Here is a 22,091-nt window from a genome sequence, read left to right as displayed (position 1 = left end):
TGTTTTTTTTATATTTTCAACCTAGCCATATTTACATTCGTTATTATAGTAGAAAGGAGTGAAATGAGTGGATGAGCAACAACTTAATTTATTGATGCAACAACATACAGCAAAGCTTTTTCGCATTGCCTATTATTATTCTAAAAACTTACATACAGCCGAAGATATTGTTCAAGATGTTTTTATTAAAATTTATGAAAGGAAAATGGACCTCGATCCCACTTCAGTGGAACGCTATTTGATTACGATGACAACAAATAAATCAAAAGATTATTTAAAAAGTTGGCATTACCGAAAAATCATTTTGCAGGAAAAATGGCTTCATACATCTTCTCATAAACATACTGATGCATTAGTCGTACAGGATGAGGAGCAGCTCATAAGTGAGGCTGTACTAGACTTACCGTTAAAGCAGCGCGAAGTAGTAGCCTATTATTATTTGGAAGGTTATTCAGTGAAAGAGCTGGCAGAAATTTTAAATTTAAATGAAAACACGGCAAAATCGAGACTTGTCAAAGGCAGGAATTTATTAAAGGATAAGTTACAGTCAATGGAGTGGGAGGTGTTAAAAAATGACACGTTATAAACTGAAAGAGTTGAAAAATACGTCACTACATGAAAAGAATATTCAACAAGCCGTACAAATGAAAATTCAGCAAAGAAAACCGAAACGATTTTTTCATATTACGTTAATTACAGCTCTAATTAGCACAGCCATTATAATTTTTGTGATGAATCAATTGAATCCAGAGCAAAACCGGCTTCAAGCGACTGAAACACCAACTCTTTTAAATATATTCCATGAAATCGAGGGCACAGGTGTTGCTTATAGTCAAAACTTCAAGGAGCAGGATATGCAGCATATCCGGTCATTACGCTATTACAGGGAAATTTCATTAACTGATTTTTTGAAATTGAGTGGCGTCACTTTTCCGAATTTACCGCAGCCATATGATCGGGAAAACGGAACGGTCATTGCAGTGAATGACGGATTCTTTACAGAGCTGCAGTTTCATTTTAAGTCGGATGATCATTTTTTAAATATTTCAATTGCTCCATCGTGGATTAACCCTGTAAATGTTGAAGAGCTTCAACAAAACTTAGTCGATGCAGCTGGCAATCCAATGGAGATAGAACAGATTAACGAGTCTACAGCAATTGTGAAACAGAAAAGAAATAATGGTTCAGGACTCGTCTATAATTACTATTTTTATAATGAAAATGATGATGCTATTTATACGAATGCTGGTTCAGCAAACGAATACTACAGCTATCACAATGGGTTAATTTATCATATTGGCTACAGTGAAACGGCACCTGTAGATGAACAGCAGATGGATGAATTTGTAAAGGACTTTATCGTCAATAACGAAATTCGTACGTTAAATTTAGAGGAAGCAACGATTGAGGACAATTGGTTGAATCGTGGCGGAAAGACAATGCTCATTTGTCTGCTTATTTCGATTGTGAGCTTTAGTATTTTACATGTTCTATTGAAAAATGCCTCGAAAAAAATTACGAAAATTATATGGTCCATTGTTTGGGTGGTGCTCCATACACCAATATTAACGTGGCTTGTTTCATTCAGTACAGGGGTTATATCTGGAGACGGCTTTGTGGGGGCAGGCATGCTTGTGATAAGCTTCCCATTACTATTAATTATCGGATTGTGTATTATTTTACCGAATAACAGAACATTTAGAGGACAGTTAATGCTATTGCATATACTCATTTATTTATTCACCTTTAGTTGCTCTCTATATGATGAAGTAAATCGACCATCCTCCACAGAACAAATAGAGAAATCTTTAAAATAAAAAAGACTATAAACAAACACTTATTAAGAGTGTATCTATAGTCGAGGCTGCATAGGGAAAACTATGCAGCTTTTTTTATTATGCTTGGATAAATGCTAAAACCGGCTTGCCAATCAACATAAAAATAACATAGATTGAAAGCGCACTAAGAACAGCTTGGCCGGGTTTCCAGTAACTCGAAAAATAAAACACGAGCGCGGTAAACAAAACCATTCCTACAGCTCCAAAAATAGCGTTTTGCTGCACAATGTGAAAGGTTTCATCCGTCATATTTTTCATCTGCAGCCGCATATTCAGTAACGTTAAAATCGGCAAAAGCGTAATGACTCCAGATAAAAAATGCAAGTTTGAACGACTTAGCCATGTAGCTAGCAGCATGACAGTACCGCCAATAATAAACTGGATTAAATAAAACACGATCCCCATACCTCTATTCCATTAAAATATAATAAATATAAATCATTATTTCTAAAGTATCAATATCAATTTTTGAAAATAGAATCAATTAGGAAAAGTGAGATTTAATGTGATAGAAAGGAGCTTTTTACAAACATATTTTTCTGTATCAGTCGATAATTTCACCCTTTTTTCTAAAATAGGTTGTACTGTCACAGCATAGTAGTGTACCCTTGTTGAAAATGATTATCATTTGCATATGCAATTTTAGAAAAAGAAGGATGCGATGACAATTCAGACAAACGACTTAATAAAATACTTTGCCAATACAACAATACAATATGAAGATTTATTCGTTACAAGCTTAGGTGTCAATGCACATGATCACAGTCGAAACACAGCACCGCTTTTAAATGGACTTGTGATAACACTATCAGGAAGTGCGAATTTTTCATTGAATGGGCAAGTGTATGCTTTACATAAAGGGGTTATTTTACACGCGGGACCGAATATGGAAATTGATATTTTAGTTACAAGTCAGGAACCGTGGCATTATACGGTTATTCATTACAAATCAATGAACAGCACTCAATCAATTAAAACAGGCCATTTTGAAATCGTTACAGGTCAACACCATAAAATGGATTATCTTGTCCAACAACTGATTCACTTTGAAAAAATACCCGGTGATTTGAATAAGTTGAAGTGCAAATCCTTATTTTTGCAGCTTATAGAGTTCATCGTCATATGTGCAAAAATGCAAACATCAAACAATGTCGTTGATCAGGCCATTACATTTATGACTGAACATTATACAGCATCTATTTCCATTGCAGATATTGCAGAAGAGGTAGGGTGTGATCGTCGACGTTTAGCTTACTTATTCGACAAGCAAATCGGGATGTCACCAATTCAGTTTTTAACAGAATTTCGTTTAAAGCAAGCGAAAGAATTATTGCGAACAACATCTATACCGATTAAGGACATTGCTGATTTAGTAGGTTATCAAGATGCATTTTATTTTTGTCGTGTATTTAAAAAACAATATGAGCAAACACCGACTAATTTCCGAAAACAATTTTATAGCGATTAAGCAAAAGTCCATTTCTTTTGTAAAAAACTCCATTTACGTACATACAGCCGTTTGATAACATCAGATTTGTAAATAAAATGATAATGATAATCGTTATCAACAAATCAGGAGGAACTAATTGTGAAAAAATACCGTACGTTAGTAAGTTTCGCGGCGTTGGCCTTAATGCTAGCTGCTTGTAATGCAGATGAAGAGGTGGAATCATCTGAAGCTAATACAGAGCAAATTTCTAAAGATGATCAATCTGTAGCTGATGAGGCAACTGTACAAAAAGTATCTTATTTAGGGAACGACTACGATGTGCCAGCGAAAGTGGATACGATTATTGCTGCAAGTTTAGAGGCGATGGAAGATGCTGCAGTACTTGGTGTTAAACCTGCAGGCGTTATTTCAAATGATGGTAAGACAATTCCTAAATACTTGGAAGCTGATTTAGCCGGAGCAACGGTTGTCGGTTCGAAAAAAGAGCCGAATACAGAGGCAATGCTTTCTTTAAACCCGGATGTAATTTTAGGGACAAGCAAATGGGATGAAGCGCAAATGACAAACTATAACAAAATCGCGACAACATTCCCGTATTCGCATATTTCTACAAACTGGAAAGAAAATCTCCTGTTATTCGGACAATTAGCGGGTAAGGAAGCAGAAGCGCAAAAAGCACTGGAAGACTATGAAACAACTCTAGCCAATACGAAAGAAACTATTGCAAGCAGTGATTTAAATGATAAAAAAGTGTTGATTATCCGAGTACGTGGCGGCTTGGCTGTGTACCCAGCAGGTGTTTATTTAAACCCTTCCATCTATGAAGATTTTGGTTTTAGTGTCCCAGAAGAATTAAATGCAATCGAAGCACAAACGGTTATTACATATGAAACATTAGCTGAGTGGAACCCGGATATGATTTTCCTGCAATATGCAGATGATGAAAATAAAGAAACGCCAGAATTATTAAAAGAGATTTTGGATAATCCGATTTTCAGCAGTACAACTGCCGCAAAAACGAATAATGTGCATGTCAATCTGATTGATGCAATGGCACAAGGGGGAACAGCCTGGTCAAAAATCAATTTCCTAAAAGCGTTTAATGAAAACGTATTAAAATAAGCTGGATTCACTTAAAGCGTTTGCTAGTATGGGTAGTTAAGTTAGAACTGCCTCATAAAAAGTGGGTGCAGGGGGCTGTCCGAAATGATTTCCGGGCAGCTTCTTTCTTTTATTTTTTCAAAGGAGGCCATTATTTTTGAAAAATTCCTATAGGCATTTCATTTTATTTTCAATAATAATGCCAATTTTAATCGTAACTGTGACAATTCTATCGATCTCAATGGGTACGAAATCGATTCCAATTGAAACGATTATAGAAGCAATTATCCAATATGATGAAGAAAATATAGATCACCAAATTATTTGGTCAGGACGGGTTCCACGAGCGCTTGCTGTCTTATTTGTCGGTGCATTTTTAGCAGCAGCTGGTGCCCTTATGCAGGGAGTTACTCGAAATTTTCTTGCCTCGCCATCGATAATGGGTGTAACAGATGGTTCTGCCTTTTTCATAACGATGGCATTCGTGTTTTTACCGGGTCTATCAAGCTTTAATTTAGTATTGCTATCAATGCTTGGCTCACTGTTTGGCGGTGCACTCGTTTTTGGGTTTGCTTCCATTATAAAAAATGGGTTATCCCCTGTAAGGTTAGCCATTATCGGTACGGTGATTGGTACATTTATTAGCAGTATAGGAACGGCAATCGCCATGTACTATCAAATCTCACAAACTGTCACAATGTGGTATAACTCGAAAGTACATATGGTTGAAATGGAGTTAGTGTTTTTATGTGTACCGATTGGATTAATTGGGCTTATTTTAACGATAGTATTAGCTCGTGCTGTTACAATAACCGCACTTGGTGAAGATGTGGCGGTTGGCTTAGGGCAAAATACGCGTACTGTAAAAATACTTAGCATGCTAGCTGTTGCCATTTTAACGGGTACCGCCGTAGCTCTTGTCGGAAAAATTGCATTTGTTGGGTTAGTCGTTCCGCATATTGTACGAATGTTAATGGGGGTAGATTATCGCGTAATTATTCCTTGTTCTGCCGTGATGGGCGCATTCTTCTTAGCCGCATGTGATTTAATTAGCCGATACATAAATTTCCCATACGAAACTCCAATTGGCGTCATTACTGCAATCATTGGCGTACCATTTTTCTTATATTTGATTCGTCGAAAAGGCGGTGAAAAATATGCAGCATAAAAAATGGTTGTTTATGAGCGGTACATTAATACTTCTCCTTCTTTTAGCTATGTATATTCATTTAACGAGCGGTGCATTTGCAATGACTACTCCGGAAGTTATTAAAACATTGCTGCGTGTTGAGTCAACAGCGCAATTTGATTTAGTGATATTTGATTTTCGTTTGCCTCGAATTATAACAGCAGCATTAGTTGGAATGGGTCTTGCTATGGCTGGTGTCGTGCTCCAGGGAATTACTAAAAATGCACTTGCTGATCCCGGCATTATTGGAATCAATGCAGGGGCGGGTTGTGCCATTGTAATCTTTATGTTCTTTTTCCAGGTGGAATTAGTAAACGTTGAAATAAATAGTCTGTTGAAAATATTGATTGTCCCGTTATTTGGTTTCGTAGGAGGCGCCATTGCAGCTGCTATTATTCTGGCCATTTCGTATAAACAAGGACGTATGGATATGCAAAAGCTTATATTGACGGGTATTGCGATTAATACAGGTTTTAGTGCAATCACCCTTTTTTGGTCGTTAAAAATGGATGAGGGAGATTATCAGGCTGCAGCCATTTGGATGAATGGCTCGATCTATAATTCCAATTGGTATTTTGTAAGTGCGATGCTTCCATGGCTTATCATATTGGGGACCTATATTTATAGAAAGGCCTATTTGCTCGATTATTTTCAGTTGGAAGAAGAGACGGTTTTGAGTCTAGGTATTTCACTTGAAAAAGAAAAAGTGAAGTTATTACTTGCAAGTGTTGGCCTAGTAAGTGCGTGTGTATCGGTTTCCGGCAGTATTGGGTTTATTGGATTAATGGCACCGCATATAGCGCGCCAGCTTGTCGGAATTCATCACAGGTATATGATGCCGGTAAGTCTTTTTATAGGGGCTATTTTACTTGTGTTTTCAGATTATATTGCTAAAACGGTATTTTCTCCTGTAGAACTTTCGGTTGGTATTGTCGTGTCCCTCGTTGGCATTCCGTATTTCTTATATTTATTAGTAAAATCGAAAGGGTGAGGCGTTATGTATGCATTTCAAGTCGAAAGATTAACTACAGGTTATGAAAATACGCGAATTATCGAGAATTTAAATGTATCAATTCAAACAGGGAAGATTACGACGATTATTGGACCGAATGGCTGCGGAAAATCTACTTTCCTGAAAACGATTGGGCGCATTTTAAAAAAGGAATGCGGTGATATTTTCCTTCAAGAGGAGAATATGAATACGATGTCGACAAAGGAAATAGCAAAAAAACTTGCCTTATTAGCACAATCACCTGCTGCTCCAGGGCAGTTAAAAGTACATGAGCTGATTGCTTACGGTCGCTATCCACATCGGAAAAATGTTGGGCGTCTTACGAAAGAAGACATAGATAAAATTAATTGGGCGATGGAAGTGACACATACAGAGGAGTTTCGGGACCGAGAACTAGCGGCATTATCCGGAGGGCAACGTCAACGAGTTTGGCTGGCGATGGCATTGGCACAAGAGACGGATATTTTACTGCTGGACGAGCCGACAACATATTTAGATATGGCACATCAGCTTGAAGTGTTGGAAATTGTACAGCAGCTCAATAAAAATTTTGGTTGTACCATTATTATGGTGCTGCATGATTTAAACCATGCGGCACGGTTTTCGGATGAACTCATTGTTATGAGAAAAGGCAAAGTGCTTCATACCGGTACACCAGTGCAAATAATGACTACAGAAGTTTTAAAAGAAGTTTTCCAAATTGATGCTAAAATTATAGTCGATACGGAGCATCAAGTGCCAGTCTGCTTTTCTTATAATTTAATGAAATAGGTGAATACAATGCAATCAAACTATAATAACTATCCTTATATATTGGATATTTATGTACCGGACGAAGCTCCTCCTGCAAATGGCTTTTCTGTTATTATTGTGTTGGATGGAACACGCTATAGTAAGCTATTCCATGAAACAGTAACAAACCAAATCCGCAATCGTGTGAAGACGAACATAGAGCCTGCAGTCATTGTAGGAATTGGGCATCAGGAACAAGATATTCAAAAACAGCGATTTTATGATTTTACTGCCCCTGCAGCAGAGTATCATTTTCCAGTGCGCCGAGGTAGAGCAATGAAAGAAGTACCGGCTGGCGGCGCGGAGTATTTCATGGATTATCTTATACATCAAATCATCCCGTTGCTTCTGGAAAAATACACGATAAACAAAAATAAAATCTCCATTTATGGCCATTCATTAGGTGGACTGTTCGTGCTGTGGAGCTATTTAACTTATCCTAATATATTTTATAAATATGCTGCAATAAGTCCATCGATTTGGTGGAATAATCATGAGATAGTAACCCGATTGCAACACGTAGAACATAGTTATACTGCACATTTATATATATCTGTAGGGGGCAATGAAGGCGATATGGTAGTCGATGCCGAAAGCTTCTATACAAAAGCAATTCAAAAGGGAATTAACAGTGAGTTTTTTATAGCAGAAGATGAAAATCATGCATCGGTCATTCCAACGACATTAAGCCGAGTTTTACGCTTTTTAAAATCAAACTGATTGAAAGAAAGGCCTTTCTTAAGGCTAAGATAGATTGTCGACAAAATGTCTCTAGAGAACAATTTGTTCAAACGTATTTATTTAAAGTGATGGCTAAGTTGATTGGAGTGGAGGGACCGTGACTCCACCGGGAACAGCGAAATTTATTTTGCGACGAGTAACCGCAGGAGCACGCGCGGAAGATCCACTAAATTGTGCCTGCCGTTGTAGGCACAATTTAGTTAGCTGGAGCCGTGCCCGGGGAAAGCATCGGTCCCGGAATGGAAATCAACGGTTCAATGCTAAACAACACATTTTAAGAGTCTGTCAACAGTCTGAGCCTTTCTTTTAGAAGGCTTTTTTTATTGTCTTTACTAATTAATTGTACAGCTAGTTATGCAAAATGTTTTTATACAGCTTATTAAGGGAAAAGATAAACTACCAAGCTCCTAACATTGTTTAGGGACTTCTGAAATCAGTAGGAGGAATGCATGATGGAAAACAAAGAATTTGAAACGAATAAAGAATCATACAACCGATTACCGGATGAACGTGACGATCGAAAAGTGAAAAAGTTTGATGAGACAAAGCATGTAAATGTTCAAAATGAATCAATTAAAGATGACCTATTATTAAAGACAAATAAAGAGTCCTATAATCGCTTACCAGATGAGCGTGATGATAAAGAAATGGAAAGTTACGATGAACGAAGTCATGTAGATGGGAATGAGGAAAAAAAAAAGTAGAAACCGTTAAGGAGTCGTACAACCGATTACCGGATGAACGGAATGATGAAGTAATGAAAAATTACAATGAACGAAGTCACGTAGAAACACCAGAACAAGATAAAAGTATTGTAACCGTTAAGGAATCGTACAATCGATTACCGGATGAACGGAATGATGAAGAAATGAAAAATTATAACGAACGAAGCCATGTAGAAGAAGTTCAGCAGGATAAAGAATTGATAACTGAGAAAGAATCGTATAATCGCCTGCCGGATGAACCCGTTCAGGAAACTTCCGTTCAGGAAAAATATAAAAGCGGTAAGGCATAATAGAAAAATAGGAAAGGCATCGGATGAAAAAAATCGATGCCTTTCCTATTGTTATTTGTTTTTCCACTGGTACCAACTAAATATCATAGCAAGGAAGCTAACACTAAATAAAATCCCACCAATGACTAGGGAAGCATTAGCATAACTCGTTTTCATAAATAAATATTCCCCGGTATCCATCATCCCTCCATTTGATTGAAGATAGACAGACCCAAAACCATTTGCGAAGTGACCATTAAATACAATGAATACTAGACCGATAATTGCAAAAATCAAACTTAATTTAAGTACATCATTGTTTTTATCCATACCTACACCACACTTCCATTTTTAATCCGGTCTATTTATAATATCAAAAATATGTATAAACTGATCCACTATAAAATGAGCATTTTTTAATTCATCAAGTTGTGCAAAATCAAAGTTTACTGCTATAGATGTTAAATTGTTATCGATTGCTGCATTGATATCGGAAGCACGATCGCCAACTACATAGCCATTGGTAATATGATGTTCTTTCATAATGTGCTGAACTAAATGAGATTTGTTATTCGTATCGACACAATCTATGCTGTAAACCGCTTTTATCCAGCGGTCTAAACGGTAATGTGCTGCAATGGCCTGTAAATATGCCGTTTGACCGTTACTCGCGATATACAAAGGATAATGATCATTCAACTTTTGTAAAGTAGGGAGTACATCTGGATATAATGCTCCATTTCCTTGTTGGATTTGATCAATAAGCCTTAACTGGAAATGTTCATTACTCTGCTCTCGTATTTCATCTGTAAGATCCGGACATAAAGTTTCCCATACGACATTTAATGGGACGCCCATTATTTGACGGTATTGTTCGATAGGAGTATCACCTGACCAAAGTCCGTTTTCACGTAAATATTCAAAAGTCTGTTTCAATGCGGGTTCTAATATAAGATTCGTTTGAAATAATGTTCCGTCCATATCAAAAATAATTGCTGTTTTCATCGTTATTTTCCTCTCTCCGGCACTGTATAACCGAAAGTGTCGCCACTTTTTAAATTTAGTTTATGACCATTAATGATAACAATTTCATCTGTAACCCACTGAATATCGGCTTCTTCTCCATGCCGTTCATAATAGAGTTGCTTTTTAAAGCCTAAAGGACCATCAAGTTCAGCACGAATACCGAACGTTCCCATCGCACCTGCATCAAATGCGTAAAAATCAAGCGTGTAATGTCTGTTTGGTGAATTGGAAGTGAATAAATGTTCTGCACCACCAACTGAAAAAATGAGTATTTTTAATGCAAAATACACTAGAATGAGTCCCATGAAAATAAAGGAAACTGTGTTAATGAAGATAGCGATAATTTTTTTAGAGAGGTTAAGCTGTTTAAACTCTTTTATTAGAATGTAAATGACTATTACAAAGAGAATGTTCAGTACAATCAGGGTCATATTGGAAAATGTCCATAATGTATTCATTATCAAATAAAAGCAAAAAAACAAAAATGCAATGCTTGAACAAAATATCGCAACCGCCGAATAAAAATTACGCAAATAAGCACCTCTTATATGGAAAATAATGTTTTAAATGAGGACGGCAATAGGGGAGGAAGGTTGCATAGTGCCACTTATTAAAATCTAGTGGTAGAATACTTAAATATTGGCTCTGTTAAAGTTGATTGTTGAAAATAAACTAAAGAAAAAAGGGAACTTCAATAAGTTGGAAGTTCCGTTTGCTTTATTTTCTTATTATACTAAAGCCCCCGATAGTTGAATAACACTACTTCTCAGTATTATTATTGTCACTTTTCCTCTTAATTTCTTCCAATATAATCTTTGTACAAGCTACAATAAGTCCACTAAGTAAAATTAATCCCATATAAATCGGATGTAAATGTGTTTCAGAAACACCACCCCAAGGAAATATAAATTGATAAATAAAGGGGAAAATCCAAAAACTCAGGATATAAAAACCGATTATTGTTCCGACTACCATTTTCAATACAATCACCTCTCCACTATAACTTTTTTGCCACAAAAATCACTATCCTTGTTGAACATAACTGCCCCGTTTCTACAATAAGGAATTCAATAAAAAGAGCGTTAATCCCTTGATCAACGCACCCATTTTTTTAAGTACATCCTTTCACAAATTTAACGGGTTACTCTCTTATATTTTCTTCATTTATATGAATATATGAAGAACCAAACAAACCCTTTGTAATTTTAAATAAGATTTTCCCAAAAAAGAACTGTACGATTGATAAAGTAAATAAGACAATCAGAATAAAAACTCCAACACTAAGAAATTTGATTGGAATTTGATCTACAACCCAATTCCCACCAAAAAATATACAAACAAAGGCAATAGATACTGCTATTACAAAGGAAATAGAAACCCCAAAAAGCTGTTCAATTGATAGTTTTTTAATAGGCGGCGACTCCTAGGGGACAAGCAAAATTTATTTTGCGACGAGTAATCGCAGGAGCACGTGGGAGAGACGTAAGGAACAAAAGCTAAAAACGCCACGTCTTGTGGCAACGCTTTTGTGACCAACATCCTGTTGGCCTCGTGCCCCCAGGAAAGCGTCCGCCGTAACGGAGAACAACGGCTACTAAGGCGAAGTGAAAGAAAGCAGTCCAAATTTCACTTTACTTGGACTGCTTTTGATATAGAGGAAGGTTATATCCCAGCCTCGACATGTAATTTATTGTGCTGGGTTTAACTCAAGCTCTAATTTAATTTTAATATCTTTACCTACTAATACGCCACCAGTTTCAAGAGCAGCATTCCATGTTAAGCCGAATTGTTCACGGTCAATTTTTGCTTTTCCTTCAAAACCGTAAACCTCTACGCCCCATGGATTTGTCCCTTTACCGCCATATTCTACATCAAGTACAACCGGTTTCGTAACATCTTTAATTGTCAAATCGCCTGATACTTTATAATCGTCCCCATCTTTTGAAATGCTTGTCGATTTAAATTTAATGTTAGGGAACTGCTCAATGTCAAAGAATTCTGCTGATTTTAAATGATTGTCTCGATCATCATTGTTCGTCGTAATACTTGTTGCATCAATTGAAATATCAATGTTTGCTGATGTTAAGTCAGCTAAATCATCCGCTTCAATATCTGCTGAATAGTTAGTAAACTGTCCTTTAACTTTTGAAACCATCATGTGCTTAACTTCAAAACCTATTGATGAATGTGCCGGATCGATTTGCCATTTTGCCATGTTAAATTCCTCCCAACTATTATGAAACTCCAAGACAATCTTTATCTTGAATTCGAGATAAATTTACCATATTAGGATAAAAGTGTCAAATCATTCATACGGGTAAAAGTTATATATTTTAATAGCGATTAGTTTTCCTTCATTAATTTTGCAATTTCCGCATCAAATCCGTTATTTCTCTTTAATAATTCTTCAATAACGAGCCCTTGTCGCTCCTTTGAATGACCTTGGCTTAACTTTGCGACAGCTTCTATAGAAGTAATGTGAAGTTTAAAAGGCACAATACCCTTTAATAAGCTGTTCATATAATTCGAATCAACTGCATTGACATCGTATGTACTATTTGGAGTTTCGTACTTATCAATTAAATGATGCAATGATAAGCGAATTTCTTTTTCATCCTTTAAAAACTCAATAGATCCATTTACATGAACCGCTACATAATTCCAAGTAGGCACCGAATCTTTCGTTTCATACCAGGAAGAGGAGATATAACTGTGCGGACCGCTGAAAATTGCAAGCACTTGTTGACCTTCAATGTCTTTCCATTGAGGGTTTGCACGTGCAAAATGTCCGTATAGGTATTGATGATCTGCACTTAAATAAAGCGGTAAATGCGTTGCAGAAGGCACACCATCATGCATTGAAACAAACGATGCAAAACTATACTCTTTAATAAACTGACGAATTTTCTGTTCATCTTTTAATAGGTATTGCTTTGGAATATACATTTTTTCGCCTCACAATTGTTTTGTCATAATAAAATCAATTTGCTCGTCTTCACCCATGAAAAATGAGTGAGTGCCTGTTTTTTGAAAGCCAACTTTTTCGTAAAACGCAATGGCATTCGAATTTTGTTCCCAGACACCAAGCCAAACTTTAGTTTTCTGCATGTGTAGCGCAATTTTCATTGCCTCTTCCATTAAGACTTTCCCTAGACCTAACTTATGAAAACGGCTTAAAATATATATTCTTTCAATTTCTAAGTAGTCAGGTCCCAATTTTTCTGATTGAGCTTCATCGGTATTCACTTTTAAATATCCCGCAAGCTCCTCATTTACAAAAAGCAGCTTAAATAGTGAGTACGGATTTTGGAGCTCGGCTGTTAGTTTTTCAGTTGAAAAAGCTTCGTCTAAGTAAGTGGACATATTTTCCGTATTATTTTGATCATGAAATGTTTCATAAAACGTATCACGGCCTATCAATTGCAAGTCTGTTAAATTGTTTGTAGTGCATTGTATTAGTTGAATGTTCATATGTAGAATACCTCGCTTTAAATATTTTTCCTCTAAAGAGAAAGCCTTCTGGCAGTCAATACTGTTAAAAAAAGAACGATAAAAATAAATAGAATAGAAAAGAAGAAATTGATTATTGTTGAAGAAAACGAAACCAGTGAATTAACGATAGTAAATAACACGATAAAATACACAATAAAAATTATAGTTGAAAAAGCCCATTTCCTCATCGATAAAACACTCCTTCCGATTTTGTTCTATCTGAATTGTTTCATAATTTTCTAAAATATTCAATTTTTTTCAAACCAATTTACCGAAAGCTTGAAGCGTTCTATTAGTGAATTATTTTAAAATTATCTGTAAAATTATATTGACATAAATTCCTATAATTTGTTATAGTTGTATTAATTATTGAAGGAAGATGGTGATGACAATGACAAAATTACATGAGATTGAAACGATGCAATTTAGCTTGTCATATAACATTCGCCATCTTTGTGCCTTCTAGTATAGAAGTGTCACGCTTCTTCACTGTGCGTATGAGACCTTATGACGGGCAAAATTGCGGTCATAAGGTTTTTTGTTTGCCTAAAAACAATCCAATACTATACGCCATTAGGAGGCAATTTCATTGAATTTACAACAACTTGGTTTTACAAAATATTTTGAAACACAATTACAAACTTTAACGTTTGACCGTGCAACAAGATTAGTTGGACGTATTATTTTAGAACATAAGCATTCATACCGGGTTTTAACAGAACAAGGTGAATTTTTGGCATCAGTATCCGGAAACTTTGCATATCATTCCTTTTCAAGAAAGGATTATCCGGCAGTAGGGGATTTCGTTATAATCGAACAAATGCCGGGAGAAGAGCGCGCCATTATTCATCATTTATTTGACCGTAAATCAAAATTCACAAGGAAAATGGCAGGCTTAGAAGTCGATGAACAAATTGTTGCCTCAAATGTGGATTATATTTTACTTGTCATGAGTATGAACGCAGATTTTAACGTCCGTCGCCTAGAACGCTATTTAGTGGCAGCATGGGATTCAGGTGCGACACCGCTCATTGTTTTAACAAAAGCAGACCTTTGTGAAGATGAAAATGCGCTTATAGAAGCAGTGCAGTCTGTCGCATTCGGTGTAGACGTTTTAACAGTAAGTGCGGTTACAGGCGAAGGGATTTCAGCATTAAAGGAATTTTTGACAGAAGGAAAAACAGCCGCATTATTAGGCTCATCCGGTGCAGGAAAATCCACTCTTACAAATGCATTATTGAATACTGACCAAATGAAAGTATCCGATATCCGTGAAGACGATGCGAAAGGGCGTCATACGACAACACATCGTGAGCTCGTAGTTTTACCGTCCGGGGCATGCTTAATCGACACACCAGGTATGCGTGAGCTGCAGCTTTGGGATCAAGGAGACAGTTTATCTGCTAGCTTTTCTGATATTGATCAACTGGCCGACAATTGCCGCTTCCGGGACTGTAAACATAAAAATGAACCGGGTTGTGCTGTATTGAAGGCAGTAAAAGTAGGGGAACTGGAATCGGCTAGACTAACAAGCTTTTTCAAATTGCAACGCGAGCTCGTATACATTGAGAAAAAGGCAAATACCGATGCCCAGCTTGCAGAAAAACGCAAATGGAAGCAAGTCTCAAAAAGCATAAAGAAAATGAAATGAATGAACGGGCAGGTGTACATAGAAAGTGTACATCTGCTTTTTGATCGTGCCCCTAGGAAAGCGTCCGCCGTAACGGGGAACAACGGATAAGAAGTAGACACAATAATAGAGCCGTTCAACTTTACTCATCGTAAAATTTGAACGGCTCTTGGTTTTGAGGTGGGGTTTGTCCCAGCCTCGTGTAAACATTTTATTTTTCAACCAATTCCTTTACCGGGTAACCATATATAGAACCATCTTTGATTTTGATTTTATCCTCCCATGGCAGTTTATAGTTACCTTCTGCTAAATCTTTTACAAATGTATATGGATTTTCTTTCACTCCACCTGGTGTTGAGACGTAACCTCGGGCTCCAAGGTTATAGATGTTATTTTCAAGTCCCCAACTAATTCGAGCTTGATCTGCTAATTCCGGATATACTTCAGCTGTAACAATTTCATATGGATTTCTATGTCCTTGGACTAAAGTCGTTCCATCAAAGTTACACACTTGACCTTCTCCAAAGTAATAAAATACGCCGTCGTAACCAGCTAAATTAACGGAAAGGGTATACATTAAATTTTGCCATGCATTGGATCTATTCGTTAAAATCCACTGATCATTCACTTGTGTACTATATCCAGAAATTCGAATTAGAACATTAGCACCTTTATAAGCTGCTTCTCGAGCGACTTCAGGGAACATACCATCATGACAGATACAGACAGCTAATTTACTACCACCTGGTCCATCACAAACAGGAAGTCCTAAATCTCCCGCTTTCCATGGTTCTACAGGAACCCAAGGATTTAATTTTCTATATTTTAAAATGATTTCTCCGTTTGGATCGATAATAATAGCTGTATTATACGGATCTCCACCTTCTGGATTTCTTTCCATTAAAGAAAAGACACCATATACTTCAGCTTCTTTACAAGCTGCAGCAAACATTTCTGTTTCAACTCCTGGTACGTCACATAAGAACTCTTCTGTAGTCCATTTTTTAGTATTTAAACCTTGTGTACTATATTCAGGGAAAACAATTAATTCAACTCCAGGATAACCAGCTTTTGTTGAATGAAGAGTTTTAATAATTTGCTGAATTTGTGCATCAATATCCGCTCTAGAATTTACTACTGGTACCGGATATTGAATTAATGCCGTTAAAAATCCATTCATTGGTTTAACCATACTTCCTATACTACCCATTATAATTCCTCCCAAAATATAATATTTGAAATATTGAAAATATTTTTATTAAACTAATTTGATGTTGAAACCTGTCGAGCGTTAAATCTTAATTCAACACTTTCTTTTCTAACATTAAGTACATCTTTAATAACAACATAATAAATGGCTGTAGCAGCTGCAAAGAACCAAGCTATGATAAACGAATACCAGGATAAAAAATAGCTATAACTATTAATTCAGCAAACTTCAAAGCAACACTCTCCGTTTATATTATTTTTTGAAAACAGCGCAATGTTACACTGTTTTAAATAAATTGATTATCCTCCTTTCTTTGTTTTATGTTAGATATTATGACATATAAAATATATTGAATGTAACATTTTACACATTTAACAATGAAAGCGGTATAAAATATAATGAAAACGGTTTATTATATAGGGTCTATATACAGATAAGCGTACTTTTGTGGCAGGTCTCTTCTTGATAGCCTGATTTTTAGTTTTAATATGTTAGTTTTTCTAACGTTATGTGCATAGAAAGGGAACATCTGCTTTATGATCTCTGGATTGAATAACATTATTATTACGCTATAATAAATGGAGTAAATAAAAGAGGTGAAAAAATGATAAATTGGGTTTATGTAGTAATTTTAGGCTTAGCAGTAGGTTTTCTAAGTGCCATGTTTGATTGGCCATTTGTAGTATCTATCTCCATCATTCTAGTTTTTGCTCTTTGTTCAATTGGCTATATGTTTTACATTGCATACGCTTCTACAAATTTAGCGAAAATCAGAAAATATATTGTAAAGCATAAAAAAGATCCAGTAATGAATTACATACACACGTTGGAAGTCGGCACAAAAGAACAGGAAATCGAAGCAATGGAAAAAATTATTGCTCACTATAAACAACCGGTTATTAAAAATACATATGAAATGAACCGTGCAATTCGTCTCGACGATTTCGAACGTGCTCAATACTACGCAGATCAATTAATGGATAATCAGAATGGTCCATATGGTAAAGCATTAATTGCCGCAGTAGCCGGAAATCGGGAAGAAGCTATTAGTTATTCCTTGAAGTCCGAATGGATGAAGTACGGGATTGAAGCACAATTAGCATTAACAGAACGTAATTTAGAAGCATTTGACCATTTTGCACGACAGTCAGTTGAAGCAGCAAAAGGACTTCAACGATACTCATTACACTATAGCTTTAAAAAAGCAAAGTTAGAGTATGAAATGGAAATTAGATAGTAATAAAGGTATCGCTTACTGATACAGTAAGCGGTCAGGTTGTCGACAAAAGGTTACGAGAGTTCTTCTAGGTGCGTTTACGGGAACAAGTTGTTCAAACGTTCTTACCCTATTTCTTGTTAATTAATTTGATTGCTAGTCATATTAGACCTTACCTCACTTAATATAAAGGAATTAATAAGTTGATTGGAGTGGAGGGACCGTGACTCCACCGGGAACCGCACGTGCGGAAGATCCACTAACTTGGGCCTGCCGTCGTAGGCTCAAGTTAGTTAGCTGGAGCCGTGCCCGGGGAAAGCATCGGTCCCGGAACGGAAATCAACGATGTCTAGATTCAATTAATTTTAAAATAAAAAACTGTAAACAAACACTATTTAAAAGTATGGCTACAGTCTGACCGCTTACTAATACAGTAAGCGGTATTTTAGTGTTAGGACGAATAAATAAATTTTGGCTTACATGTCTTGATTTCTAAATTTGAGGGAATAGTTAATCACTTGAAAAAACTGCAAACATTTTACAAGTATAAAAAAAGAAACGAGGTGATTTTAATGACACTTTTAGGTTTTTTGATGGTTACTGTGTACCTTTTGAATATTTTATTTGCACTCATGCTAATATTTATCAGTCGTAAAAGTGCTTCATCAACATGGGCATGGCTTTTTGTCCTATTTTTCTTACCGGTTATTGGGTTCATTTTCTATTTATTATTGGGACGAAATTTACAAAAGAAGCATTTCGTTCGCTGGCATGCTGTTCAACAGGAAGAATCTATAGAGGCTTTCCAGGATCAGCATTCCGCCCTTGCAGAAGGAACGTATGAATTTCCAAACGAGATTACAAAAAAGCATCAAGGGTTAATAAAAATGAATGTCGATTACAATCACGCTTTATTAAGTTCTAAAAATGATGTTGCGATTTTAGCTGAAGGGAAAGAAAAATTCCGCTCTGTCATTGAAGATATTGAAAATGCGAAGCAAACGATTCATATTCAATATTACATTTACAAAATGGATGAGGTCGGAAAAAGTATTTTTAATGCGCTTGTTAAAAAAGCTAAAGAGGGCATTGAAGTAAAAATGATTTACGACGATTTAGGTTCACGTACTTTACGTAAAAAAGACTTAAAGAAATTGATGGATGCCGGTGGACAAGTAGAAGCTTTCTTTTCCTCGTATTTGAAATTATTCAATCCTCGAATTAATTTCCGGAATCATCGAAAACTCATTATTATAGACGGTCGGATTGGATATATTGGCGGTTTTAATGTCGGTAAGGAGTATGCCTGTCTTGATGACGAAATAGGGTATTGGCGAGATACGCATTTACGTATAGAAGGCAATTCCGTATACAATATGCAGGCGCATTTTTTATTTGATTGGCATCAGGCAAGGAATGAAGAACTGAAAGATGTCGAGCAACGATACTTCCCCTCATTTACAGTCGATGCGGACACACCCGTCCAAATTGTATCGAGTGGCCCGGATACAGATTTTGAATCCATTAAAAACACATATATTCGCATGATTTTAAGCGCTAAAAAATATGTTTATATTCAAACCCCTTATTATGTACCTGATGAGGCATTTTTGCATGCAATTCAAATTGCTGCCTCTTCAGGTGTCGATGTGCGCATTATGACGCCTGAAAAAACAGACCATCCCTTCGTATATGGTGCTAATTCTGCATACGGTGGAGACCTGCTTGAATCTGGTGGTCGAGTATATCGTTATAAAAAAGGATTCCTTCATGCTAAAATGCTTGTGATCGATGATGAATTAGCAACAATCGGTACTGCAAACATTGATGTCCGGAGCTTTAGTCTAAATTTCGAAATCAATGCGATTTTATATGATGAACGGTTGGCGATTAAGTGTAGAGAGCTATTCGAAGCAGATATAAAAGAGAGTTTCGAATTAACAAAAGAGCTTTTTGAAAAACGAAAAACATGGACTAGAGTCCGTGAATCAGTGTCACGTTTGTTATCTCCAATATTATAAATTTAACTAGATGCTTAGGCGGAAACGATTTGTTCACGTTCATTATTTGATTACAAATCATTAGAGAAATCATATCTCACTTTATTTAAAGCGATTAATAAGTTGATTGGAGTGGAGGGACCGTGACTCCTCCGGGAATGGCAAAATTTATTTTGCGACGAGTAACCGCAGGAGCATCGCGCGGAAGATCCACTCAAATGTGCCTGCCGTTGTAGGCACATTTGAGTTAGCTGGAGCCGTGCCCGGGGAAAGCATCGGTCACGGAATGGAAATCAACGGTTCAGAGTTAATTTAATTTTTAACAAACCCTTTTTAAGCTAGTCTATGAGGCTAGCTTTTTTTATTTCATAAACCGAAATATTTTCGAGCAATTTTATTCATTTTTTAGTAAAATAAGAATTGAACTACAATTCAGAAAGCGGGGCTATACTATGCAAAACGTAAAATATCCTGAAGTTTGGGATTTAGATGTATTTTTCGAAGGTGGTAGTGCATCACCACAACTAAAAGAACATATCGAAAATTTAAACCCTAAAATGGATGTATTAAAAGAAATGGTTGAAAAATTCGATGTTCCTACAAATACAGATGCAGCATTATCTATTCAATCTATTTTAGAAAATATTAAAGAAGTCATGATGCATGTATCACAGGCAGGTGCTATGCTTTCTTGTTTAACGGCTCAAGATACGACAGATCGTGAAGCGCTTTTATTACAAGGTCAGCTTTCGGGTATTTCAGCCAACTTCTCTCCAATTTTGGAAAGCTTTAATCAAAAGCTCGGTAAAATCGACGAATCGACTTTCGGTGAATTACTACAAACAAATGAATTAGCACAGTTTGAATTTATTTTGACGGAATGGCGCGAAAAGTCGAAGGAATCTTTATCTGAGGAAGAAGAAGCGCTAATTTCTGCTTTAGGTGTAGATGGCTATAGCTCATGGGGTCAGCTTTATAACATGTTGATCGGTGATATTAAAGTAGAAGTCGAAGTAGACGGCGAAAAGAAATTAATGTCAGTAGGACAAGCAAATAACTTAAGCTCTCATAAAGACCGTAAAGTTCGGAAAGCTGCATTTGATGCATTAGAGGAAGTATTTACAGACCGCGAAGAGTTTTTCGCAAAAACTTTAAACCATTTAGCTGGCTTCCGCTTAGCAGTATACAAAAAGCGCGGCTGGGACTCAGTTACGAAAGAGCCTTTACAAATTAACCGTATGAAGCAGGAAACAATCGATGCGATGTGGGGCGCAATTACGTCACGTAAAGCCAAATTTGCGGATTATTTAACACATAAAGCAACATTATTAGGCAGTGAAAAATTAGATTGGTTTGATTTCGATGCTCCGGTAACGGATTCAACAGCTACAATGTCATACCAAGAGGGCGCGGAATTTATTCTAAAACATTTCGGTCGTTTCGGTTCAGAAATGGAAAGCTTTGCACGTACTGCTTTTGAAGATGGCTGGATTGAAGCGGAAGACCGTGACAATAAACGTCCAGGTGGCTTCTGTACAGGAATGCCATTATCCGAGCAATCACGTATTTTCATGACATATTCAGGTTCAATGTCGAACGTTTCAACATTAGCACATGAGCTTGGTCACGCATTCCATTCATATGCACTTCGCCCGGTTCATCCATTAAACCGTCGTTATGCAATGAATGTTGCCGAAACTGCTTCAACATTTGCAGAAATGATCGTAGCAGATGCAGCGGTTGAAGAAGCATCAAATGAGCAAGAAAAGATCGCACTATTAGAAGATAAAATCCAACGTTCAGTAGCGTTCTTCATGAACATTCATGCTCGTTATTTATTTGAAACACGCTTCTATGAGGAGCGCAAAAAAGGTATCGTATCTTCTAAGCGTTTAAATGAATTAATGGAAGAAGCTCAAATCGAAGCTCATGGCGGTGCATTAGGTGAAGCACATCCACACTTCTGGGCATCAAAAATGCACTTCTATATTACAGGCGTGCCGTTCTATAACTTCCCGTACACATTCGGCTATTTATTCTCTTTAAGCATTTACGCAAAAGCAAAAGAAGAGGGCAAAGGGTTCGAGGAAAAATATATGGCATTACTTCGTGATACAGCGATCATGACAGTGGAAGATTTAGCGATGAAGCATTTAGGTGCTGACATCACGACTGAAGATTTCTGGTTAAAAGGAATCGCGCTTTGTGAGAAAGATGTTGAAGAATTTATTGCATTAACTTCTAAGTAATAGAAAAAGTTACTGGGACATAATTCTTTGTCGTTTCATGCTTGAAATTATGCAGAGTTTTACTTGATATTGAAGTGAAAATTAGTTGTTCGGAGTGAAGGCGGCGACTCCTTGGGGACAAGCACGTGGGAGAGACTACAGGCTCGAGCCG

At 36.6% G+C, this 22,091-nt stretch carries 23 protein-coding genes; 14 read left to right on the top strand and 9 right to left on the bottom strand.

The genetic code is table 11. The features are described 5' to 3' along the window. Positions 1-67 precede the first annotated feature (67 nt). Both MHH95_RS13415 and MHH95_RS13410 read left to right on the top strand, forming a co-directional pair. Complete coding sequence (locus MHH95_RS13415) at positions 68-586, top strand: RNA polymerase sigma factor (RefSeq protein WP_340727996.1); 519 nt, start codon at positions 68-70, stop codon at positions 584-586. After that, positions 573-1,817, top strand: coding sequence for a hypothetical protein (locus MHH95_RS13410; protein ID WP_340727995.1), 1,245 nt, complete (start codon positions 573-575; stop codon positions 1,815-1,817). The genes MHH95_RS13415 and MHH95_RS13410 overlap by 14 nt, the downstream gene beginning before the upstream one ends. A 78-nt stretch (positions 1,818-1,895) precedes the next feature. Here the strand turns inward: MHH95_RS13410 and MHH95_RS13405 are convergent, their stop codons facing one another. Then, entirely contained in the window at positions 1,896-2,234 is a 339-nt protein-coding gene (locus MHH95_RS13405) for a GlpM family protein (protein WP_191699416.1), read from the bottom strand. 265 nt (positions 2,235-2,499) lie between these two features. Here MHH95_RS13405 and MHH95_RS13400 point away from each other — a divergent pair, with 265 nt between their 5' ends. From MHH95_RS13400 to MHH95_RS13365, 8 genes are all read left to right on the top strand, one after another. After that, entirely contained in the window at positions 2,500-3,306 is an 807-nt protein-coding gene (locus MHH95_RS13400) for an AraC family transcriptional regulator (RefSeq protein WP_340727994.1), read from the top strand. 117 nt (positions 3,307-3,423) lie between these two features. After that, positions 3,424-4,410, top strand: coding sequence for an ABC transporter substrate-binding protein (locus MHH95_RS13395; RefSeq protein ID WP_445683026.1), 987 nt, complete (start codon positions 3,424-3,426; stop codon positions 4,408-4,410). Between the two features lie 136 nt (positions 4,411-4,546). Further along, complete coding sequence (locus tag MHH95_RS13390; protein WP_340727993.1) at positions 4,547-5,557, top strand: FecCD family ABC transporter permease; 1,011 nt, start codon at positions 4,547-4,549, stop codon at positions 5,555-5,557. Continuing rightward, positions 5,547-6,569, top strand: coding sequence for a FecCD family ABC transporter permease (locus MHH95_RS13385; RefSeq protein WP_340727992.1), 1,023 nt, complete (start codon positions 5,547-5,549; stop codon positions 6,567-6,569). The genes MHH95_RS13390 and MHH95_RS13385 overlap by 11 nt, the downstream gene beginning before the upstream one ends. 6 nt (positions 6,570-6,575) lie before the next feature. Beyond that, positions 6,576-7,361, top strand: coding sequence for an ABC transporter ATP-binding protein (locus MHH95_RS13380; protein ID WP_339216720.1), 786 nt, complete (start codon positions 6,576-6,578; stop codon positions 7,359-7,361). 9 nt (positions 7,362-7,370) lie between these two features. Next, complete coding sequence (locus tag MHH95_RS13375) at positions 7,371-8,102, top strand: alpha/beta hydrolase (protein WP_340727991.1); 732 nt, start codon at positions 7,371-7,373, stop codon at positions 8,100-8,102. A gap of 473 nt (positions 8,103-8,575) precedes the next feature. Beyond that, positions 8,576-8,827 carry a hypothetical protein gene (locus tag MHH95_RS13370; protein WP_340727990.1) on the top strand — a complete coding sequence of 84 codons (252 nt, stop codon included), beginning with the start codon at positions 8,576-8,578 and terminating at the stop codon, positions 8,825-8,827. A gap of 53 nt (positions 8,828-8,880) precedes the next feature. Beyond that, positions 8,881-9,138 (top strand): hypothetical protein, encoded by a 258-nt coding sequence (locus tag MHH95_RS13365; RefSeq protein WP_340727989.1) that lies wholly within the window; start codon positions 8,881-8,883, stop codon positions 9,136-9,138. 51 nt (positions 9,139-9,189) lie between these two features. Here the strand turns inward: MHH95_RS13365 and MHH95_RS13360 are convergent, their stop codons facing one another. The 7 genes from MHH95_RS13360 to MHH95_RS13330 all read right to left on the bottom strand — a co-directional run bounded on the left by MHH95_RS13360 (position 9,190) and on the right by MHH95_RS13330 (position 13,614). After that, on the bottom strand, positions 9,190-9,447 hold the full coding sequence (locus MHH95_RS13360; protein ID WP_340727988.1) for a translation initiation factor 2: 258 nt from the start codon (positions 9,445-9,447) through the stop codon (positions 9,190-9,192). A gap of 21 nt (positions 9,448-9,468) precedes the next feature. Then, positions 9,469-10,122 carry an HAD hydrolase-like protein gene (locus tag MHH95_RS13355; protein WP_340727987.1) on the bottom strand — a complete coding sequence of 218 codons (654 nt, stop codon included), beginning with the start codon at positions 10,120-10,122 and terminating at the stop codon, positions 9,469-9,471. A gap of 2 nt (positions 10,123-10,124) precedes the next feature. After that, positions 10,125-10,601 carry a DUF5412 family protein gene (locus MHH95_RS13350; RefSeq protein WP_340727986.1) on the bottom strand — a complete coding sequence of 159 codons (477 nt, stop codon included), beginning with the start codon at positions 10,599-10,601 and terminating at the stop codon, positions 10,125-10,127. A 301-nt stretch (positions 10,602-10,902) separates the two neighbouring features. Beyond that, positions 10,903-11,160, bottom strand: a complete 258-nt coding sequence (locus MHH95_RS13345; protein ID WP_340727985.1) for a hypothetical protein — start codon at positions 11,158-11,160, stop codon at positions 10,903-10,905. Positions 11,161-11,830: 670 nt separating this feature from the next. Beyond that, complete coding sequence (locus MHH95_RS13340; RefSeq protein WP_340727984.1) at positions 11,831-12,358, bottom strand: YceI family protein; 528 nt, start codon at positions 12,356-12,358, stop codon at positions 11,831-11,833. A 128-nt stretch (positions 12,359-12,486) separates the two neighbouring features. Further along, on the bottom strand, positions 12,487-13,089 hold the full coding sequence (locus MHH95_RS13335; protein ID WP_340727983.1) for an FMN-binding negative transcriptional regulator: 603 nt from the start codon (positions 13,087-13,089) through the stop codon (positions 12,487-12,489). 9 nt (positions 13,090-13,098) lie between these two features. Next, a complete protein-coding gene (locus MHH95_RS13330; protein WP_340727982.1) occupies positions 13,099-13,614 on the bottom strand; it encodes a GNAT family N-acetyltransferase in 516 nt (171 codons plus the stop codon). Between the two features lie 610 nt (positions 13,615-14,224). Between MHH95_RS13330 and rsgA the strand changes: the two genes are divergently transcribed. Next, the gene (gene rsgA / locus MHH95_RS13325; RefSeq protein ID WP_340727981.1) at positions 14,225-15,286 is read left to right on the top strand and encodes a ribosome small subunit-dependent GTPase A; all 1,062 of its coding nucleotides are present in this window, start codon (positions 14,225-14,227) and stop codon (positions 15,284-15,286) included. A gap of 190 nt (positions 15,287-15,476) precedes the next feature. Here the strand turns inward: rsgA and MHH95_RS13320 are convergent, their stop codons facing one another. Next, entirely contained in the window at positions 15,477-16,475 is a 999-nt protein-coding gene (locus MHH95_RS13320) for a formamidase (protein ID WP_340727980.1), read from the bottom strand. A gap of 604 nt (positions 16,476-17,079) precedes the next feature. On the opposite strand from MHH95_RS13320, the gene MHH95_RS13315 reads away from it, so the two are divergent. From MHH95_RS13315 to MHH95_RS13305, 3 genes are all read left to right on the top strand, one after another. Further along, positions 17,080-17,712, top strand: a complete 633-nt coding sequence (locus MHH95_RS13315; RefSeq protein ID WP_340727979.1) for a hypothetical protein — start codon at positions 17,080-17,082, stop codon at positions 17,710-17,712. Positions 17,713-18,263: 551 nt separating this feature from the next. Next, entirely contained in the window at positions 18,264-19,712 is a 1,449-nt protein-coding gene (cls, locus tag MHH95_RS13310; protein ID WP_340727978.1) for a cardiolipin synthase, read from the top strand. 431 nt (positions 19,713-20,143) lie between these two features. After that, positions 20,144-21,940 carry a M3 family oligoendopeptidase gene (locus MHH95_RS13305; RefSeq protein WP_340727977.1) on the top strand — a complete coding sequence of 599 codons (1,797 nt, stop codon included), beginning with the start codon at positions 20,144-20,146 and terminating at the stop codon, positions 21,938-21,940. The last annotated feature ends 151 nt before the right edge of the window (positions 21,941-22,091 follow it).

Origin of the sequence: Solibacillus sp. FSL K6-4121 (assembly GCF_038002585.1) — a bacterium.
Taxonomy (GTDB): domain Bacteria; phylum Bacillota; class Bacilli; order Bacillales_A; family Planococcaceae; genus Solibacillus; species Solibacillus faecavium.
Note: the sequence above shows the minus strand (reverse complement) of the source record. Positions and strands in the feature narration are given on the sequence as shown.

Coding starts and splice junctions, on each gene's coding strand:
- MHH95_RS13410 (WP_340727995.1), top strand. CDS start 573: ATGACACGTTATAAACTGAAAGAGTTGAAAAATACGTCACTACATGAA.
- MHH95_RS13400 (WP_340727994.1), top strand. CDS start 2,500: ATGACAATTCAGACAAACGACTTAATAAAATACTTTGCCAATACAACA.
- MHH95_RS13385 (WP_340727992.1), top strand. CDS start 5,547: ATGCAGCATAAAAAATGGTTGTTTATGAGCGGTACATTAATACTTCTC.
- MHH95_RS13380 (WP_339216720.1), top strand. CDS start 6,576: ATGTATGCATTTCAAGTCGAAAGATTAACTACAGGTTATGAAAATACG.
- MHH95_RS13375 (WP_340727991.1), top strand. CDS start 7,371: ATGCAATCAAACTATAATAACTATCCTTATATATTGGATATTTATGTA.
- MHH95_RS13370 (WP_340727990.1), top strand. CDS start 8,576: ATGGAAAACAAAGAATTTGAAACGAATAAAGAATCATACAACCGATTA.
- MHH95_RS13365 (WP_340727989.1), top strand. CDS start 8,881: ATGAAAAATTACAATGAACGAAGTCACGTAGAAACACCAGAACAAGAT.
- MHH95_RS13360 (WP_340727988.1), bottom strand. CDS start 9,447: ATGGATAAAAACAATGATGTACTTAAATTAAGTTTGATTTTTGCAATT.
- MHH95_RS13355 (WP_340727987.1), bottom strand. CDS start 10,122: ATGAAAACAGCAATTATTTTTGATATGGACGGAACATTATTTCAAACG.
- MHH95_RS13350 (WP_340727986.1), bottom strand. CDS start 10,601: ATGAATACATTATGGACATTTTCCAATATGACCCTGATTGTACTGAAC.
- MHH95_RS13340 (WP_340727984.1), bottom strand. CDS start 12,358: ATGGCAAAATGGCAAATCGATCCGGCACATTCATCAATAGGTTTTGAA.
- MHH95_RS13335 (WP_340727983.1), bottom strand. CDS start 13,089: ATGTATATTCCAAAGCAATACCTATTAAAAGATGAACAGAAAATTCGT.
- MHH95_RS13330 (WP_340727982.1), bottom strand. CDS start 13,614: ATGAACATTCAACTAATACAATGCACTACAAACAATTTAACAGACTTG.
- MHH95_RS13320 (WP_340727980.1), bottom strand. CDS start 16,475: ATGGGTAGTATAGGAAGTATGGTTAAACCAATGAATGGATTTTTAACG.
- MHH95_RS13315 (WP_340727979.1), top strand. CDS start 17,080: ATGATAAATTGGGTTTATGTAGTAATTTTAGGCTTAGCAGTAGGTTTT.
- cls (WP_340727978.1), top strand. CDS start 18,264: ATGACACTTTTAGGTTTTTTGATGGTTACTGTGTACCTTTTGAATATT.
- MHH95_RS13305 (WP_340727977.1), top strand. CDS start 20,144: ATGCAAAACGTAAAATATCCTGAAGTTTGGGATTTAGATGTATTTTTC.